This window comes from Microbacterium sp. ANT_H45B (genome assembly GCF_008369345.1).
Classification (GTDB): domain Bacteria; phylum Actinomycetota; class Actinomycetes; order Actinomycetales; family Microbacteriaceae; genus Microbacterium.
On sequence record NZ_VOBK01000002.1, the window covers coordinates 962,661 to 981,528 of the forward strand.

The following is an 18,868-nucleotide window of genomic DNA, read 5'->3' on the forward strand; positions in this document are numbered from 1 at the left end:
TGCGCCGCCGAGGCGCCGCCCGGCGTCAGGGATAGACGGTGATGCTCTGCTGCGTGCCCGCCGCCGGCCAGAGCGGCCAGACCGCGAGCGCCCCGGTGTCGGTCATCGTCACGGAGGCATGGATCGGGCCGGACCCGGTCAGCGAGTACACCGTGCGCGGACGCACCTCGATCGACGACGACGAACCGGCCGGGACCTCGACCGCGACGGGCTCGCCGCCGGCGACGGGTTCGACCTGGACCGTCGCGTCGACGTCCTCGGTGTTCACGAGCACCAGCCGGGGAGCGGGCCCCAGCGGGATGGCCGCGAGCACCTCGTCATCGATCTCCGGTGCGGGCAGCACCCAGGCGAAGTCGTCCTGCGGGCCACCGCCCTCCTGCTGGCGGACCCCGGAGAGCACCGGAGTGTCGGAGTCGACCCGCACCGTGTACTCCCCCGGCGACAACGCGGACAGGGAGAGTTCGGTCGGCGCGCCCGCCGTCAGGGGTACGTCGAACGTCCCGGCCGTCGCCGCGGACCCGAGAGCATTCACGGTCACGACCGCCTGCGCATCGGCGTCGGGAGACATCAGGCGCACGACCGTCGAGTCCCCGCTATCGCCCTGGGTCTCGAAGAGCCGGACCCCCGGGAGCACCGCGTGCTGCTGCGGGGCGGCCACGGCATCCTGCAGGTCGACACCCGCGGGATCGAGCGTGCGGGTGAGCGAGGACTGGAGAACGGCGCGCACCGGCGAGCCGGTGGCGGTGACATGCACCATCGGCAGATCCGATCCCGCGGCGAGCGAGGTCAGCGGCACGGCCGACTGCGACTCGGCCGGCACGATGACGGTGCGCGACGCCCGGACGGAACCGTGGGCGACAAGGGTGACGGTCGAGGGCACGACTCCGGGGTTCGTGAGCACGATGAGGTCCTCCGTGCCCGTCTGCACCGAGCCGCCGACGATCCAGGAGTCCTGGCTCGCGGGACGGCAGGGCGCGGCGGCCAGACCCGAGAGATCCTCGGCGGCGAGCGAGATCGACTCGGTGGCGGCCAGCAGCGGCGCCACACGTCCCTCCACCGCTCCGACCAGACGCTGCGCGGAGCCCCCCTCGGCGAGGTCGTCGGCGACGAGCGGGGTGGTCTCGGCCGACCCCGAGGATCCGGCGGCCGAGAGGGCCGGCGACCCGGCCGTCACCATCTGGAAGGGGTTCGCGGGGTCACGGCCGATGGCCCGGAAATCGCCGTTGCACACGAGCACCGTGTCGCCGGGCAGCGGCGTCACCTCCGCGCTCGCGGGCTCGTGCTGAACCGACGGCCAGGGCGCGGTGACCCCGAGCACCACCGCGACCACGCATGCGCCTGCGACGACCGCGCCGGTCAGCAGGCGGGCACCGGTCGCAGCCGCTCGGAATGCGCGCGTACCGCTCATGACCGCTCTCCCTCATGCGTCGTCGAACCGGGTTCATCGGCATCGGAACCGGACTCCCCGTCGGCGGAGACCGCCTCGGGTGCCGGGGCACCGCCCGTGCCCTCTGCCTCGGCGGCATCGGCCGGGGCGGCATCGGCCACCACGGTCCCATCAGCCACCGCGGTCCCGTCTGCCCCGACGGGGCCCTGCGGCATCCCTCGTCCTTCGACCGACTCCGCGACCGCGGCGGGCACGACGGGGATGTCGTCGTCCCGATCCTCCGGGTGCCGGGGAAGGACCAGAGGCTCCTCGGGCGCGCGGCCCACGATTCGCGAGGTGGCACGGGCCGCGCGACGCGACGCACGCGTCGGCACCGAGAGCAGCAGGGCGGCGAAGAGCATCACGAACTGCAGCGTGACCACGAGGCGCGACGTCGCCTGCTCGCCGCCGGAGAGCGACGCTCGCGGAGATGCCTCGGACTCGAGACGGTAGAGGACTCCGCGATCCGTGGACCCGGCCGGCACGAATCCGGCCCGCTGGTCGAGGGAGCTCTCGGCCGATGTGCCCAGTGCACGGGCTTGATCGGACTGCTCGTCCGACGCGCTGGACAGCAGGACATAGGAGATGCCGGCATCCCCCAGCTCCCCTGCGGCATCGAAGTCCCGCGCCGAGAGGAGGTCGACGGCGAGTGTGGTCAGATCGGTACCGCGCAGCTCCGTGGCCGTCGACAGGATCGTCGCCTGGGCCCCCAGCGTCTCGCTCCCGCCCCAGACGACCTCGGTCGCGAGCCCGCCGTCGTTCTGCGGGGTGAGGACGAGAGTGCCGACGGGGCGGTCGGCCCCCGCCTGCGCAGCCACATAGGCGGGGAGCGTCGAGACGGGACCGTCACGGAGTGCGGATTCGTCGGAGTGGGTGGCGGCGAGCGCGGGAGCAGCGCACACGGCGATCGCGAGACCGGCCACGGCAGCGCTCACGAGGCGCGCGCGCGGCGCGGTCAACGCGGTGTCGAGGGCGACCACCGCGGCACCGGTGAGACCGATCCAGGCGAGGCTCAATCCGGCGCCGGGCCAGATGGCCACCGGCGTACCCTGCGCGAACGAGACCGAGATGCCGACGGCCAGGAAGGCCGTGGCGAGACCCGACAGGGCGACGACGAGCAGCGTGATGCCCGCACGCCATCGTGGCGCGACGGCGGACACGAGCGCGAGCACGGCGAGCGGGGCGAGCAGAAGCCCCGCCCAGGGCGCCAGGTCCGTACCGAGCCAGCCGGCCCACCCGGCGATTCCGCCCGTGGGGAAGCCCGAGGCGAGTGCGAGGCGACCGGCGGCGTCCGCCGCGACCTGAGGCCCCACCCAGATCGATCCGGGGTCCGCGAGCACGGCGAGCAGAGTCCCGTGCCGCACCTGCCAGATCGCGAGCGGCGCGAACAGCGCGATCGCGGGAACCGGCAGCCACAGCAGCCGGACAGCCCCACGGAAGCGGGCGGAGGCGAGGGTGATCCCCAGAGCGACGACCCACAGGAACAGGAGCGCGGGCGCCAGCGAGGGTGCACAGGCGAGGACCGCGGCGAACAGGAGGGATGCCGCGCCCGACGCCCCCCAGGAGCGATGCGTCACGACGGCGGCGTGGAAGAGCCAGGGCAGAAGCAGATGCACGAGCACCGCGGTCGGGCGGCCGTCGACCAAGGCCGTGAGGAAGGTCGGCGCGAGCGCCCAGACGACACCCGTGAAGATGCGGAGGCCCGAGCGGTCGGTGACGCGAGTGGCGGCGAACCATCCGCCGAGGACGGCGAGCGGCAGCGCCAGGATCCACAGCAGCACGAGCGAGAACGACGGCGATCCCGGCCACAGCGACCCCAGGACCGCGACGACCGCGGCGAACGGATCGGCCGGGCCGACGACATCGGCACCGAGACCGCGCAGCCCCCAGGCCGCGTCGTCCCAGAGCGCCCCGACCGTCGCGCGCAGAGGAAGCAGGCCGCCGCCGCCGAGCACAGGCCAGGCGAGAACGGTGGTGAACGTCGCCAGACTCACGACGAGAGCCGCGAGCACGGCCCAGGCGCCGCCGCCCGAGAAGAACCGCAGCTCGCTCACGGCTCCGCCTTCGCTCCCGTGCCCGTCGTCGAGACGACGCCGCAGGTCGCCTCCGCTGACCCGCAGGGGGGCTATGCTCGCCCAGCTCGAGGTGCGGAACGAGCGGATCCGCCGGCGTGATCGTGCGATCGCACCGAGCCGGACCATCGCGGTCGCGGCGGCACCCCACTCGGGAGCGACGGCCTCGGGGCGCTTGCCGACGAGATGGGTGATCGATCGCCAGAGAGCGAGCGGGAGCAGCGCGAGCCAGTGCAGAGGCACCGCGAAAGCGGGCGCGTAGGCGAGTCTGCGATGCAGTTGGGCGAGACGCGTGACGAACGCGCGCCTGCTCCGCCCTGTCGGCAGCGCGGCGGGACCATCCGGCGAGACGGACACGCGCGCGGCCGGTGCGAGCACGACACGACCGCCGCCGAGGCGTGCGCGCACGCCGAGGTCGAGCCCCTGGTCGGCCCCGGCGAGTGCGGCATCGGGGCGCAGCGCGTCGCGCACCTCGCCGCGGATCAGCATTCCGCGGATGTCGGCTCCGAGGGCGTCGTCGCTCCCGTCGTGCTGACCCTGATCGAGCTCTCCCGCGGCCAGCTCGACCGAGCGCCCGAGAGTCGTCATGCTGACGCCGAGCGAGACGATCTCACGATCGTTGTCGGTGTGCACGAGCTTCGGGGCGACGATCGCCGCAGACGGCGAGCGCTCGAGCATGCCGACGAGTCGCTCCAGGGCGCGACGGTGAGGCGCGGTGTCGTGCGCGAGCAGCCAGACGGCGCTCCCCTCGGCGATCCGCGGGCGGGCCAGCTCGACGGCATCCGCGAAGGAGGTGGTGCCGCGCGCCTCGATGATGCCCTCGACGGCCGCCGCGACGGCTGCGCTCTCCCGGGCGGATGCGGCATCACCGCACATCACCAGAGTGACGGCCGCAGGCGGGGTGGTCTGCGCACGCAGCGCGTCGAGCGTGCGGAGCAGCTGCGCACGGGCGGAAGATCCTGGGCGCGCGACGATGATGGCGTGAACTCGGGCTGGCATGACGTCGTCAGCCTAGGCGTGCCCCGGGCCTGCGCTGGACAGGGCACCCGGCGTGGCCGCGAAGCGGTGCGCGTGGATGACGGCGGTCGCCGACGGCGACCGGACGTGGTGTCAGCTGGCGCGGCGCTTCAGCTTGCGGCGCTCGCGCTCGGAGAGACCGCCCCAGATACCGAAGCGCTCATCGTTGTTGAGCGCGTACTCGAGGCATTCGCCGCGCACATCACAGGAGGTGCAGATGCGCTTGGCATCGCGGGTCGAGCCGCCCTTCTCGGGGAAGAACGCCTCTGGATCGGTCTGCGAGCACAGCGCGTCGGCCTGCCAGGCCAGGGCGCTGTCATCCTCGGCGTCTGTCTTCCGGACCCCGGGGACACCGAGGTTGATCGGATCGACGAACCAGTTCTCCGGTACGTCTGAACGGTAACCCGTCATCTCGCTCTCCAACCCCTGAATATCCGCCCCCTCGGCGGGCCGCGCAGAACTAATTACACCCGTGTCATTCCCATCGGTCAAGTCGTGGATCGTAAACCCTCAATCCGATCTTGAAGGTTCTTGAGCCTCGCACGGCGTGTCGCGCGGCGGGTCGAGGTCAGTCCGTGCGTGATCCGGGAGACGCCACGAAGGCCTCCCCCGCGCCGACGACGGTGAGGCGTTCCTCGTCGGCGGTCGCGAAGGCCGCGGTGCCGATCGGGACGTCCCGCGTCTCGCCGTCCGCGCCGCGCACCTGCACCCGTCCGGCGGTCGCGAGCACCATGGTCGGTCCGTCCACCTCGACGTCCACGTCGGCGCCGTCGAGCGCGATCCGTCGCAGCGCGAAGTCGGCGACCGGGACCGGATACTCGGTGACCGCGCCGACCGCGTCGGGGCGGAGCACCGGGACCTCCCCGGTCGTGGTGTCCAGGATCCCGAGGAGCTCGGGCACGTCGATGCGCTTGGGTGTGAGACCGCCCCGGAGCACGTTGTCGCTCGCGGCCATGATCTCGACGCCGAGACCTGCGATGTACGCGTGCAGCAGTCCTGCCCGGAGGAACACGGCCTCACCCCGCTGGAGCACCACATGATTCATCAGCAGTGCGACCACGACGCCCGGGTCACCGGGGTAGGTGCGCGAGATGTCCGCCACCGCACGCAGCGCGACGCTCCACTCCCCCGCATCGGACGCGGTCACGGACCGCACCGCGTCGATCACGTCGTCGACGGCGGCCTGCGCCTGCCCGGAGAGGAGCCAGCCGATCGTGTCACGCAGGACGTCCCCTTCTCCGCGAAGACGCGCGGCGAGAGCGCCGACACCGGCACCCGTGCCGAGCACGTCCAGCAGGCGCAGTGTGTCGTCGACCGGACGAAGACCGCTGAGCGACTCGAAGCGCTCGCTGAGCGCCACGATCAGCTCGGGCTTGTGGTTGTCGTCGCGGTAGTTGCGCGTCGGGTCGTCGGAGGCGAGAGCGGCCTCCCGCTCCCATCCCGCCCTGGCCTGCTCGATCGTCGGGTGCACCTGGATCGACAGCGGCGAGGCTGCCGCGAGGAGCTTCAGCAGGTAGGGAAGCGAGCCGCCGGTGACGGCATCGAGCGTGGATCCGCCCTCCACGTCGGCCGGATCGCCAGGATGGTCGCCGAACCACACCTCCGCCTCCGGAGCGTCCGCGGCGGGGCGGCCCTCGAGTTCGGCGAGGAGCGTCTGCGACCCCCAGGCGTAGTCGCGGGGAACATTCGAGAGACTCAGCAGCATGTCACCAGAGTATTGCCACGGATGCCGACGGGCCGCGAGCGCCACCCACAGGTGCGGCGCGAGTCGCGCGCGGTAGCCTGAACGCGATGGCGCATTACACGAAGCATCCGGTCGCGGCCCCGCCCCGCGCGCCCGAGCGCGAATCGACGGGGCATCTGGTGCTGCGCGGATACGTGATCATGATGATGCTCGCCGCCTTCGCGCACTCGGCGATCTACAACGTCGTCGGCGAGATCGGCGCGTTCATCACCCTGATCGCCTTCCTCATCGCCACCCTCGCCATCGGCATCCCGATGATCGCCCGCCGCCGACCGAGCGCCTTCCCCTGGCGCCGCCTCCCCTGGGCGGCCGTGGGCTACACGGCGCTCGCACTGCTCTCGGTCGCCTGGTCGCAGTGGCGTGGCGCCACCGTCATCACCTGGGTGCTGCTCGCGACGGTGACCGTCGGCGCACTGTTCATCGTGCAGGTGCTGACCTGGCACGAGATCGTGCGCGCGCTCGCCTCGACGTTCAAGTGGATCCTCGGCCTCTCGCTCGCGATCGAGCTCTGGGTCGCTCTCGTGGTGCACGAGCCGATCCTGCCGAACTTCTTCGTACGCCCCGAGGGCGACCTCGACCCGCACTGGTACTGGGTGCGCGGGAACCTCCTCGACGGAGGCCGTATCCAGGGCATCGTCGGCAACTCGAACATCATGGCGATCATCTGCCTGTTCGCGCTGCTCACGTTCGGAGTGCTGTTCGCGGCGCGCACGCGGTGGCGCACGACTCTCGCGCTGTGGTCTCTGCTCGCGGCCTACTTCCTGCTCCGCGCAGGGTCTGCCACCGCCTACGCGTGCGCCGCGGCCGCGGGTCTCGTGCTGGTGGTCGCCCTGCTGATGCGCCGCGCCCGCACCCCGGGCGCACGCACGCGGCTGTACGTGCTCTTCATCGGCGGCACGGCCGTGCTGGGCGGGGCGCTGTGGCTGCTGCGCGAGCCCCTCTTCGCACTGCTCGGTCGGAGCGCCGACCTCACGGGTCGATCCGACCGGATCTGGAGCGCGGTCCTGGGGCGGGTCGCGCAGCATCCGCTCTTCGGCAACGGATTCTCCAGTCCCTGGGTGCCCTTCGACCCGGCATTCCAGGGCTGGATCGAGGATCACGGCATCACGGTCTTCCACGCGCACAACATGTGGCTCGACGTGCTCATGCAGCTCGGAGTGCTCGGCGTCATCCTGATGGCCTTCGCCTACCTCAGCCTGCTGTGGAGGTCGTGGTTCTTCGCGATCGACCGGCCACGGTGGGACCTGGGTGCCGATCGCCCGTACTCGGCCCTCACGCTGCTGCCGAGCCTCTTCACCGCCGTGCTGCTCGTGCAGGGACTGACCGAATCGACCCCGATCATGCTGTGGGGCTGGATGCTCCTGGTCATGTTCTCGTTCAAGATCAAGGTCGTCCCCCTGGTCGGCATCGGCGAACGCGAGCGTGTGATCGAACGCGGCGAGAGAACCCGGCGGGTGCCGTGACCTCGACGCGCCGACTGCCGGACCTGCTCGGCTCCGCAGAATTCGCCCGCGCCTACACGATCGCGGTCCTGACCGCGGTCTTCGCCTCCTTCACGATCGAGCGGGCGGCGTCCGCGGTGACCCTGGGGACGGTGATCGCCGCTCTGTGCGCCCTGGGGGCCGCGATCCTCTGGGTGCGGCGGGAGGAGCTCTCGCTCCTGCGCATCGCACCGTCATCACTTCTCGCCTTCCTGGCCTGGGCGGCGATCAGCCTCGCGTGGAGCACGGACAAGTCCGACACGATCCTCGGGTGGCTGGAGCTGGTCGGCTTCGCCTTCCTCGCCATCACGGTCGGCCACATCCGCGACACCCTGCAGACCGTGCGCGCGCTCGGCGACACGCTCCGGCTCCTCCTGGTCGTCTCGCTCGGGCTGGAGATCCTCTCCGGCGTGCTGCTCGACACTCCCTTCACCTTTCTGGGGATCCAGGGCCTGCTCGCCGACGGGGGGCCCGTGCAGGGCATCTTCGGCAGCCGCAACATGCTCGGCTTCGTCACGGTGATCGCGCTCATCACGTTCGTGATCGAGTGGCGCTCGCAGTCCCTCACGCCGCGCATCGCCGTCCCGTCGATCGGGCTGGCGGCGATGCTGGCCTTCTTCTCCTCATCCCCGACCGTGCTGGTGCTGGCGGCGGCCGTCGGGGTCGTCGCCGTCGCCCTCACCATCGTCCGGCACACGCCCACCGAACGGCGCACCCTCGTGCAATGGGTGCTCGGAGTCCTGGTCGCCCTGGCACTCGCCGCGGCGTTCGCTCTGCGGCATGTGATCATCGCGCTGCTGGATGCCGGTTCGGACTTCTCCATCAGGGCGACCCTGTGGAACACCATCCTCGACTTCGCGGCACTCAAGCCCGTCGAAGGCTGGGGGTGGTTCGGGTCCTGGGCGCGCGGCGAGTTCCCCTTCACGTACATCAACTTCCTGCTCGACGACCGTCATCAGAGCGCGCTCAACGCCTACTTCGACGTCCTGCTGCAGCTGGGCACGGCCGGGCTCCTGCTCTTCCTCCTGTTCGGGGGCATCGCGACCGTGCGCTCGTGGCTCGTGGCGAGCATCCGACGATCGGTCGTGTACGCCTGGACCCCGCTCATGCTCGTCGCCCTCGCGGTGGAGTCGATGTTCGAGAGCTTCACGCTGGTCGGCGCGGGCTGGTTCATGCTCGTCCTGTGCGCGCTGCGTGCGGGGCAATCCCGCTCCTGGCGCGAGAACATCGACGCCGCGCACACGGGTGCGATCCCGACGTTGCGCTCGGAGCGCTGACGCGCTCGAGTCCGCGCCGGGGTTTCCGAGGTCGTCCGGGTAGGCTGTTGTGTGCCCGCGGCGTCCCGCGGACTCGAGCTTCCGGAGATCTCACCTCGTGACACATGTCCCCTTCGACCCGGCGTCCGCGACGATCGTCATCGTCACGTTCAACCGCTCCCACCTGCTGACGGGCCTTCTCGAGAGCATCGCCTCGATGGAACCGAAGCCGGGCCACGTCGTGATCATCGACAACGCGTCGTCCGACGACACCACCGAGGTCGTCGATTCCTTCCGCGCACGCCTGGGCACCGAGCTCGTCTACCGGCGCCTCGAGACGAACACCGGCGGGTCCGGCGGGTTCAGCGAGGGCATGCGCACGGCGTACGAGCTGGGATCCGAGTGGATCTGGATGATGGACGACGACGTCGAGGTCGTCCCCGACGGTCTCGCCAAGATGGGAAAGTGGACGCCCCGCTTCAAGAGCATCCAGGGCCGACGCTACGACTACGACGGCAGCGAGTTCTACTGGCAGTACCGCATCGCCGAGCGCATGGGCATCCCGATCCCGTTCGCCCCGTCCGGCTTCGACTCCTCCGGCTACAAGGAGATGAACAGCGGATGCTTCGAGGGCATGTTCATCCACCGCTCGATCGTGACGCAGATCGGCCTGCCCGACCCCAGATTTTTCATCTACTGGGACGACCAGATGTACGGCTGGCTCGCCTCGCGCAGGACCACCGCCGTCATCGTCGACGAGTTCGTGCTGCGGCGCACCCGTGAGATCAAGCAGTGGGACATGGGCATCCGCCACATGAACGCGTCCAGCAACGCCTACCGCTTCTACATCATGCGCAATCGCGCGTACATCAAGCAGTACTACCGCGTGCACGGCACCTACAACCCGGTCCTGTTCGGGCTCGGCACGTCGATGACCTTCGCCAAGGAACTCATCCGGCTGCTGTTCGTGGAGCGCACCGTGCGCGGCACCAGCAATCTGTTCCGCGGACTCAGAGAGGGCGGCGTGCTCGGACGCGACCGCTCATGGACGCCGATGCCACCCCTGGAGGGCTGACCGACATGACCGACGAACAGCAGCCGGACGTCCGTTGGGCGCCCATGGAGCCCACCCCGAGCAACCGCGGCCGCATCGCGCTCATCGTGGGGCTCGTCGTCGCGGTCCTCGTCGTCGTGGGGGTCCTGCTGTTCTTCCTCCTCCCCCGGGGCGAGGCGCCGACCCCGGGCGCGAGCGGGTCGCCGTCGCCGTCCGCGTCCGCGTCCCCCACGGCATCCGCGTCCGCGACCGCGACCCCCGTGCCGACCACCGAGCCCGAGCCCACCACGACGCCCGATCCGGACCCGACGGCACCCGTCACGGAACCTCCGACCGCTCCCGACCCGTCGCTCGGATCCTTCCGCGACAGCGTCAGGACCTGGCTCGACGACTCGCTGACCGGGCTCGACATCGTCGGCGAGACCAGCGGCCAGGAGTCCCTCTCGGTGCTCAACACCCTGCAGGCCGACGCGCAGCGTCTTGCGGAGTCCGCCGCTCCTGGGTCGATCGCGACGGAGTGGAGCGACGGCGTCGCCGCCTATCAGCAGGCCCTCACCGACCTGCGCTCGAGCGCATCAGCAGGAACCCCGTCGTCCGACGTGCTCACGCGGGCCCGCCAAGCCGTGGAGGACCTGCGGACGCTCGTCGAGCTCTGACGCGCGACGCGCCCGCCCGCTCGGGCGTCTAGTCCCGCTCGGGAGACGCGTACAGCTCGGGCGTCTAGTCCCGCCCGGGAGACGCGTACAGCCGTGCGGCGAGCTGTGCCTTCTCCTCGCCCAGCAGGCGCGCATGAGCCGGGAAGTCGGCCGCCGACGTGGCGCGCAGCTCTGCGGCGTCGACGTCGTCGCGCAGGGTCCATCCGGTGCCGAGCGTGATCAGCGAACCGTGCTTGACGTCGTAGTACCCCGAACGCGCGTTCACGACGGTGCCCCTCGCACCGGCCGCCGCCGCGAGGAGGTGGAAGTGGAAGCGGGAGGTCAGCCAGTCCTGCCCCGCCTTGGCCGGGAAGCCGTGGTCCCACATGCGGACGAAGGGGAAGAACGGCGCCCCCTCGTCGACGTGCTCCGCGGCGTACTTCGAGTCGTCCGGCGGGATCGCCTCGGCGAAGCCGACTCCCGAGCCACCGTGCTGCGCCCTGAACGCCTCCACCAGATCGCGCAGGTCGGAGTCGTCCTCATCGTCGAACATGTCGCCCTGGACCAGGACCATCGCGTCGGGGACGTCCTCCTCGGCCGCGTAGAGTTCGCGGCTGTTCGCGAACGCGAGGAAGGCATCGTCGACCCCGGCACGCACTCCGACGGCGTCCGCACTGTCGGCGTCACGCGCCTCCGCGTAGTCGAACTGCGCGAACTGCTCCGCGAGGCGCTCGCGCAGGTCGCCGCTGACCGGCATGAATCCCTGACCGGTGGCGTAGATCCTGATGCCGAAGTCCGCCTTGAGCGTGGTCATCGCCGCGATCACGCCGAAGTTCTCGGGCCAGATCTCGTTCATGTATCCGCCACCGAGCAGATGCACCGACTCCATCCGGCGCAGCTCCCTGAGTCCGAGGTCGTACCGTGGGGATCCGAGGTCGCGCAGCAACGTGCCGGCCCGCTCGCCGGCGGGTTCCGGGTCCGCCGGGCCCGTGTGCGCCATGTGCCACAGCGTGTTCGTCGTCCGCAGGCGCGGGTGGGTGTCGTGGAACAGGTGAGCGGCGCGCCCGGGCTCGATGGTGTCGAGCCATACCTCGCGGTCGGGATGATGCTCGGCGAGCCAGTCGAGCCAGGAGCGAGTGATGAACTCGTCGCCGAAGTTCGGCTGTCCCCCCGCCGAGACCAGATAGACCGGGCCCTGCGGCGCTGAGAAGAGTCGGGAGGCGGCGCGACGCAGATTCGTCGCCGCGCGCGCAGCAGAGAGAGCCATGGGTGGGACCGCCTCGGGTAGGCCGTGTCGGCGAGAGCGGGGGTACTCGCGCCGTTCCCCCGAGCCTACCGACGATCACCGCACGAGGCTCCGGACGCTCTCAGGTCGCGATGTCCGCGTTGTACCGGTCGAGCACCTCGGCGATGGAGGCATCCATCACCAGTGCGCCCCCGTCGAGGTACAGACCTCGCGTGCAGAAACGGCGGAGGTCGCGCTCGTTGTGGCTGACGAAGAACAGGGTGCGACCGTCGGCGAGGAGTTCGTCGATCCGCCGATAGCACTTGTCTCGGAACGCCTTGTCGCCGACGGCGAGCACCTCGTCGACGAGCAGGATGGGCTCGTCGAGCTGAGACACCACCGAGAACGCGAGACGCACCTTCATGCCGTTCGACAGGTGCTTGTAGGGGGTGTCCTCGAAACCGTCGAGCTCGGCGAAGGCGATGATCCCGTCGTAGCGACGCGACACCTCGTCTTTCGACATCCCGTGCAGGCCGGAGGTGAGCCGGACGTTCTCTCGCACCGTCAGATCGCCCACGAAGCCTCCGGTGATCTCGATCAGCGGTGCGACACCTCCGTTGACGGCCACCGTCCCCTCGTCTGCGAGCAGAACCTTGGCGACGAGGCGCAGCAGGGTCGACTTGCCCTGCCCGTTGCGACCGACGACGCCGATCGACTCCCCCTGCTGCACCGAGAAGCTGACGTCCCGCAGTGCCCAGAACTCTCCAGGGCGCGAACGTCGGGCCGCACCGGCGAAGAGATCCTTGAACGTGCGGCCGCCTCGACGGTTGCGCCGGAAGCGCACCCCGAGTCCCGACACTTCGATGGCGACCGGCATCACAGCTCCTTCAGCACGGGGCGCTCGAGGGCGCGGAAGGTCCAGATGCCCAGTGCGAGGATCGCCACGCACATCACCGCGCTGACGATCACGGGCATCGGCTCCCACAGCTCGGGGAAGAACCCGACACGATACAGGGTGAAGATGCCGGCGAGCGGGTTGAAGGCTCCGATCGTGTGGAAGGGAGCCGGAAGATCGCGGAAGCTGTAGATCACCGGAGAGGCGTAGAAGAGCGCCCGCAGGATCAGCGCCGTCGTGCGCTCGAGGTCGACGTAGAGCACGCACAGCGGCGCCACGAGCAGCCCCAGGCCGACGAGCAGGACGACCTGCATGATCATGGCCACGGGGAACCACAGCAGCGACCAGCTGACGGTCGCCCCGCTGAACACCGCGAACAGCACGAGGACCGGCAGAGACAGGAGGAACTCGATGCCCTTGCTGAGCACGATCCGGTTCACCCAGATCGACCGCGGGATCGCGGTGGATCTGACGAGCCTCGAATCCTTGCGGAAGGCACGTGTGAAGTCCGAGACCGACGAGTTGAACCAGACCCACGGCAGCAGTGCCACGATGAGGAACACGATGTACGGGTCCTCACCGACGCTGCGGTGGAAGATCTGGGTGAAGACGAACCAGTAGATCGCGCTCATCACGAGCGGATCGAGCACCGACCACAGGTAGCCGAGCGAACTCGTCGCGTAGCGCACCTTGAGATCGCGCGCCGACAGCAGCCACAGCGAATGCAGGTACCGTCGAGGCGTGCCGGGCGCCCCGACGGTCGACTTGCTCATGTGACTCCTGTGCTCAGGCCGCCCGAGAGGGCGCGAGGTGCGTTCAGTCCTTCTGCACCTTATCGAACGTCGCCCGCCACTGATCGGGCGAGGTGACCTTCGTGGTGCCCTTCGCGAACTCCTCGGACAGCACCTTCCAGCGCCGCGCCAGAGCGAGGTTGAGCCGGATGCTGCGGAGGAGGAAGCGGTGCATCGTCGAGCGATCACGCTGGTACCAGGCGACGCCGAGCCCGTCGGGCGAGGTCACGAGCGCGGAATCGATGTCGGCGAACCGCCACCAGTTGATGTCCTGCGCCGAGATGATCCGCTCGGGGTTGAGGCGGCTGCCTGGCGACTGCTTGATCAGGAGCTGACGCGCTCCGACCCTGGCGGCGAGCACGAGCGCCGCGATCGGGTTCGTCGGCTTGCGCACGCCGCCGAGGATCGCGAACGAGGAGCGTCGGACGGGCGGGAGCGCGGAGAGGTCTTCGACGACCTTCGAGTCGATGTACGCCGTGCGCATCTCGCGGATCTCCGCCTGCTTGCCCGGGAGCAGATCGGGCAGCACGGCGGGGCCGCGCATGACGTCGCGCAGGGCCTCGTGCCGCAGGCGCACCGCCGAATACTGCAGCATGAACAGCAGCTTGATGTCACCGAGGAAGGAGTGCAGCGGAAGGAACCCGCCGTTGCGGACATGCGAGTGGAGGAGACCGGTGATCACCCGGTTGCGGTGGATGAAGTACTCCTCCCACGTGCGAGTGGGGTCCTTGTCGTGCCAGGCCATGTGCCACACGGCGACTCCGGGCAGGCAGACGGTCGGGTATCCGTGATCGCGCGCACGCAGCGAGTACTCGATGTCGTCGAACTTGAGGAACACCGGCAGCGACAGACCGATCTCGCGGAGGATCGCGGTCGGGATGAGGCACATCCACCACCCGTTGAAGTCCGCGCCGAGGTGGCGGTGCAGCCCCGGGGTCTCGCGCAGGGTCTCTTCCGCGAAGTCGTGGTCGTACTCGCTGGCGCCGGAGGGGCGCATCCAGGACTTGCGCTGATCCCACACCTCGCCCTGTGTGTACAGGACGGAGCGGTCGTCGAGGTGCAGCATGCCGCCGCCGACGATGGTCGGGGTGATCGCGAAGTCCGCGAAGCGCACGGCCCGCACGATGGCCTCCGGCTCGGAGATCGCGTCGTCGTCGAGCAGCAGCACGTACCGGCTCTCCTCGGAGCCCAGCGACTCGAGCATGGCCCGCGAGAATCCGCCGGAGCCACCGAGGTTCGGCTGACGCAGGACCTCCAGCTTGTCGCCGAGCGCCGCGGCGGCGTCGTCGAAACCCGGCTGATCCGAGACGAGATCGGTGCCCTGGTCCACCACGATCACGCGATCGAGGACATCGTGCACGTGCTCGTTCTGCCCCACCGCGATGATCTGGTTCAGGCAGTACGACGGGCGGTTGAAGGTGGTGATGCCCACCGTCGTCTTGCCGGGCGTCCAGCCCTCGGGAGCCGCGACCTGCCACTCGGCGGAGACGAGCGTCGCATCGGAGTTCCCGGCCGCGATGTCGAACCAGTAGGAGCCGCCGTCGATGAACGAGGTGATCGGGAGGTCGAAGGTGACCGTCTCGTCGGAGAACGACTTCGAGGCGAGCGCCGATGCGCGTCCACGGGCGCTCGACTTGTACACCGAGATCAGTCCCTTGCCCTCGACCGATGCGACGAGACGGACCGAACGGACGTTCGTCGAGTGCTGCCAGTAGCTGGCCGGGAACGCGTTGAAGTAGGTGCTCAGCGAGACGCGGCGGTGCGCGTACACACGGATGCTGCGACGCCCGACGATCTCGTACGCCTCTCCGGGCTGGGAGCCGTCTCCGGAGCCGGTGTCGACGTAGAGGGCCGAGACCTCGGCCACGCCCTCGGTGGGGAAGACCGTGTGATTGACGGCGACGAAGTCGGTGTTCGTTCTCGTGTTCTCAGTCATGGGGAGTCCCGTCAGGCCAGCTCGTTGTTCCACATCGACAGCGCAGACCCGATGGCCATGTGCATGTCGAGGTACTGGTAGGTGCCGAGACGTCCGCCGAAGTGGACGTCGTTCTCACCCTTGGTCAGTTCACGGTATGCCAGGAGGCCCGAGCGGTCCGTCGGGGTGTTGACGGGGTAGTACGGCTCGTCGTCGCGCGTCGCGAAGCGGGAGAACTCCCGCATGATCACCGTCTTGTCCTTGGGGTAGCGGTCCTCCCGCTCCGGGTGGAAGTGGCGGAACTCGTGGATGCGGGTGTAGGGGACGCCCGCATCGGCGTAGTTCATCACGGGCGTTCCCTGGAAGTCGCCGGTCTGGAGCACTTCCTCCTCGAAGTCGAGCGTGCGCCAGGACAGCTCCCCCTCCGCGTAGTCGAAGTAGCGGTCGACCGGACCCGTGTAGACGATCGGCACCTGCCCGACGGTGGCCTTCTTGTTGAGCGGCTGCGACTCGTCGAAGAAGTCGACCTCGAGCTTGACCTCGATGTTCTCGTGGTCGGCCATGCGCTCGATCCACGCGGTGTAGCCGTCGGTCGGCAGTCCCTCCCACGTGTCGTTGAAGTAGCGGTTGTCGTAGGTGTAGCGCACGGGGAGTCGGCTGATGATCTCGGCCGGGAGGTCGCGCGGGTCGGTCTGCCACTGCTTGGCCGTGTAGTCCCGGATGAACGCCTCGTAGAGCGGGCGTCCGATGAGTCCGATCCCGCGCTCCTCGAGGTTCTGCGCGGACTTCGGGTCGAACTCCCCCGCCAGCTCGGTGATCAGCGCGCGCGCCTCGTCCGGCGTGTGCGCGGCGTTGAAGAACTGGTTGATCGTGCCGAGGTTGATGGGCAGCGGGAACACGATGCCGTTGTGGTTCGTGTAGACGCGATGCACGTAGTTCGTGAACGTCGTGAAGCGGTTGACGTACTCCCAGACGGTCGGGTTGGAGGTGTGGAAGAGGTGTGCGCCGTAACGGTGCACCTCGATCCCGGTCTCCGGCTCGTTCTCGCTGTAGGCGTTGCCGCCGATGTGGTGACGGCGGTCGATGACCGTGACCTTCCGGCCGGCGGCGGCTGCGCGTTCAGCGATGGTGAGTCCGAAGAAGCCAGACCCGACGACGAGGAGATCCATTGATGCAACTTTCCTGATGCTGACCGACGTGACGAGGTTCGCGGGCCGTGACGGGCACGCGTTCACACATTTTAGCTGGCGCTCGGTGCGATCAAGCTGAGGGCGGCGGCAGGTGGCCCGAATCCGCGAGAATTCGTTCGAGGAACGGCGAGAGGGTGCGCGCGTAGCTGCGGGACAGGTGGTTGTCGTCGATGTACACCGCGATGTTGCCGATCGCCGCCTGGCAGACGTCCCAGGGGCACAGCCACGGCGTGAAATCCACCGTCGTGACGGCGTCCGCGAACACGGACGAGGGATTCTCCTCGGCGAGCACGAGCTCCCTCGGCACCTCGCAGCCGCGCGACTCGTCGATCGCGCACTCGTACATGTCGAAGTCGAACCGCGGGTTGTCGCGGACGCCGATCACCGGGATGTCCGCCGCGCGCAGTTCGTCGACCGCCTCCTCGACGCCGTGCAGAAGGCGCTCGGGCTCCTGGGCGTCCGCTCTCGTCACCACGAGGTACACCGCGTCAGGCGAGATGGCCTTCGCATAGTCGAGAGCGGCACGGGCCCACGGCTCGCACGACGCCTCGGTGGGGCTGCGGGATTCCTCCGCGAGGCCCGCCGTGCAGCCGCCGCGCAGCATCGTGATGATCGCCAGATCCCGGTCCTCGGAGAGGGCGATCAGCGGGGCGGAGAGCTGCTGTGCGTGAGAGTCGCCTATCACCAGGATCCGCATCGCCGCGTCCGCCGCGTCCTCGCTCTGGTTGCACGTTCCCTCGAGCACGGCGTCTCTCGGTGCGAATCTGCCGGTGCACGCGGGTCCCACCGCCGCCCACTCGGCGTTCAGCTCCGTCGGGGTCGGGATCATCGGCGCATCGAGGTCGGCGATCTCGAACGCCACCTCGACCTGCGACGCCCCGGGGTAGTCGGAATCGGCGGCCGCGGCCGCGAACTCGGCGGTGCGCGTCTGCTCCATCCACCGCCACCCCGCGGTCGCCCCCGTGACGACCACGACCGATGCCGCGATCACGGCGACACCGCGGATGACGGTCGGGCGGTCGGTGCGGGAGGGCCCGCGAAGGGGCCTCTCGACCCCCCGGGACAGCAGCCGAGCGGCGATGAGCGACATCCCGATGATGATCGCCCCCTCGACGAGGCCGACACGGTCGGTCTCCGCGACGACCATCCACATCACGAGGATCGGCCAGTGCACGAGGTAGAGCGCGTAGGCGTCCGATGAGAGCGATGACAGCGGTCGCGACCCGAGCAGTGCCGCGGGTCCGCCGCGCTGCTCCCCCGCGCCCGCGACGATGACGGCGGCGGTGCACAGGACGGGCCAGAGCGCGAGGTATCCGGGGAATCCCCCGCGCACGTCCAGGACGATGCCGCAGAGCACGATGCCCGCGAGCCCGGCCCAGCCCAGCACCGCCCGCGCTGCCGCCGGCATGCGGATCAGCGGCAGCAGCAGAGCGAGGAGCGACCCGGCCGCGAACTCCCAGAGCCGTGTCCGCGTGTCGAAATAGGCGAACGCCTGCGCGTCGCGCGTCTCGATGACGGAGAACCACAGCGACCAGACGAAGATCACCAGGAACACCGCGACGAGCACCGCCCGGATGAGATCGCGACGCCGGCGCAGCAGCAGCGCCACCACACCTATCAGCACCGGCCAGAGCAGGAACACCTGCCCCTGCACCGACAGCGACCAGAAATGCTGCAGCGGGCTGGTCTCGGCGCTGTCACGGGCGTAGTAGTCGACCTCGGAGAACGCCAGCTGCCAGTTCTGCACGTAGAACAGGCTCGCGAGGCTCTCGTTCCAGATCCGCGACCACTGCGAGGGAGGCATGAACGCGTACGCGGCTCCGAGAACCGCCAGCAGCGTCACCGCCGCAGCGGGCACGATGCGCCGGAAGCGGCGGGTCCAGAAGGCGCCGAGAGCGAGGGGCGCACCGGTGATGGCACGACGGGCCAGCGATCCGGTGAGCAGGAACGCCGACACCATGAGGAAGACGTCGACTCCCCCGGACACCCGCCCGAGCCACACGTGATAGACGACGACGAGGATGATGGCCAGCGTCCGCAGCCCGTCGATGTCCGCACGGTGCGAAGGCACCGCCGACGTCGTCTCGGGTCGCATGGAGGCACTCCTGCCGGCTCGCTCGGCCGCTGCGTGGATTCTCCGCCGCTTCGGGTGACGGAGACGGGTTCC

Annotated in this window: 14 protein-coding genes; 4 read left to right on the forward strand and 10 right to left on the reverse strand. The window is 69.7% G+C overall.

From position 1 onward, the window contains the following. Positions 1-25: 25 nt before the first annotated feature. From FQ142_RS11170 to manA, 4 genes are all read right to left on the reverse strand, one after another. Positions 26-1,408, reverse strand: a complete 1,383-nt coding sequence (locus tag FQ142_RS11170) for a DUF5719 family protein (RefSeq protein WP_149423304.1) — start codon at positions 1,406-1,408, stop codon at positions 26-28. Then, positions 1,405-4,497 carry a glycosyltransferase gene (locus tag FQ142_RS11175; RefSeq protein ID WP_223145284.1) on the reverse strand — a complete coding sequence of 1,031 codons (3,093 nt, stop codon included), beginning with the start codon at positions 4,495-4,497 and terminating at the stop codon, positions 1,405-1,407. Before FQ142_RS11175 ends, FQ142_RS11170 begins: the two co-directional genes overlap by 4 nt. A gap of 111 nt (positions 4,498-4,608) precedes the next feature. Continuing rightward, positions 4,609-4,926, reverse strand: a complete 318-nt coding sequence (locus tag FQ142_RS11180; RefSeq protein ID WP_149423305.1) for a WhiB family transcriptional regulator — start codon at positions 4,924-4,926, stop codon at positions 4,609-4,611. A 157-nt stretch (positions 4,927-5,083) separates the two neighbouring features. Continuing rightward, positions 5,084-6,220 (reverse strand): mannose-6-phosphate isomerase, class I, encoded by a 1,137-nt coding sequence (gene manA / locus FQ142_RS11185; RefSeq protein ID WP_149423306.1) that lies wholly within the window; start codon positions 6,218-6,220, stop codon positions 5,084-5,086. Positions 6,221-6,306: 86 nt separating this feature from the next. Here manA and FQ142_RS11190 point away from each other — a divergent pair, with 86 nt between their 5' ends. The 4 genes from FQ142_RS11190 (at position 6,307) to FQ142_RS11205 (ending at position 10,706) form a co-directional block, all read left to right on the forward strand. Further along, positions 6,307-7,722 (forward strand): O-antigen ligase family protein, encoded by a 1,416-nt coding sequence (locus FQ142_RS11190; RefSeq protein WP_149423307.1) that lies wholly within the window; start codon positions 6,307-6,309, stop codon positions 7,720-7,722. Then, complete coding sequence (locus tag FQ142_RS11195) at positions 7,719-9,017, forward strand: rhomboid family intramembrane serine protease (RefSeq protein ID WP_149423308.1); 1,299 nt, start codon at positions 7,719-7,721, stop codon at positions 9,015-9,017. Before FQ142_RS11190 ends, FQ142_RS11195 begins: the two co-directional genes overlap by 4 nt. A 97-nt stretch (positions 9,018-9,114) precedes the next feature. Continuing rightward, entirely contained in the window at positions 9,115-10,071 is a 957-nt protein-coding gene (locus FQ142_RS11200; protein ID WP_149423309.1) for a glycosyltransferase family 2 protein, read from the forward strand. Positions 10,072-10,076: 5 nt separating this feature from the next. Further along, entirely contained in the window at positions 10,077-10,706 is a 630-nt protein-coding gene (locus tag FQ142_RS11205; RefSeq protein ID WP_149423310.1) for a hypothetical protein, read from the forward strand. Between the two features lie 64 nt (positions 10,707-10,770). Here FQ142_RS11205 and FQ142_RS11210 read toward each other — a convergent pair whose 3' ends face one another. The 6 genes from FQ142_RS11210 to FQ142_RS11235 all read right to left on the reverse strand — a co-directional run bounded on the left by FQ142_RS11210 (position 10,771) and on the right by FQ142_RS11235 (position 18,796). After that, on the reverse strand, positions 10,771-11,952 hold the full coding sequence (locus FQ142_RS11210; protein ID WP_149423311.1) for a polysaccharide pyruvyl transferase family protein: 1,182 nt from the start codon (positions 11,950-11,952) through the stop codon (positions 10,771-10,773). 100 nt (positions 11,953-12,052) lie between these two features. Beyond that, positions 12,053-12,787, reverse strand: coding sequence for an ABC transporter ATP-binding protein (locus FQ142_RS11215; protein ID WP_056416399.1), 735 nt, complete (start codon positions 12,785-12,787; stop codon positions 12,053-12,055). Beyond that, positions 12,787-13,578, reverse strand: a complete 792-nt coding sequence (locus tag FQ142_RS11220) for an ABC transporter permease (protein WP_045255464.1) — start codon at positions 13,576-13,578, stop codon at positions 12,787-12,789. Before FQ142_RS11220 ends, FQ142_RS11215 begins: the two co-directional genes overlap by 1 nt. 43 nt (positions 13,579-13,621) lie before the next feature. Continuing rightward, on the reverse strand, positions 13,622-15,532 hold the full coding sequence (locus FQ142_RS11225) for a glycosyltransferase (RefSeq protein WP_149423312.1): 1,911 nt from the start codon (positions 15,530-15,532) through the stop codon (positions 13,622-13,624). A gap of 11 nt (positions 15,533-15,543) precedes the next feature. Next, positions 15,544-16,680, reverse strand: a complete 1,137-nt coding sequence (gene glf / locus FQ142_RS11230; protein ID WP_149423313.1) for a UDP-galactopyranose mutase — start codon at positions 16,678-16,680, stop codon at positions 15,544-15,546. A gap of 91 nt (positions 16,681-16,771) precedes the next feature. Then, entirely contained in the window at positions 16,772-18,796 is a 2,025-nt protein-coding gene (locus FQ142_RS11235; RefSeq protein ID WP_149423314.1) for an acyltransferase family protein, read from the reverse strand. Positions 18,797-18,868 lie beyond the last annotated feature (72 nt).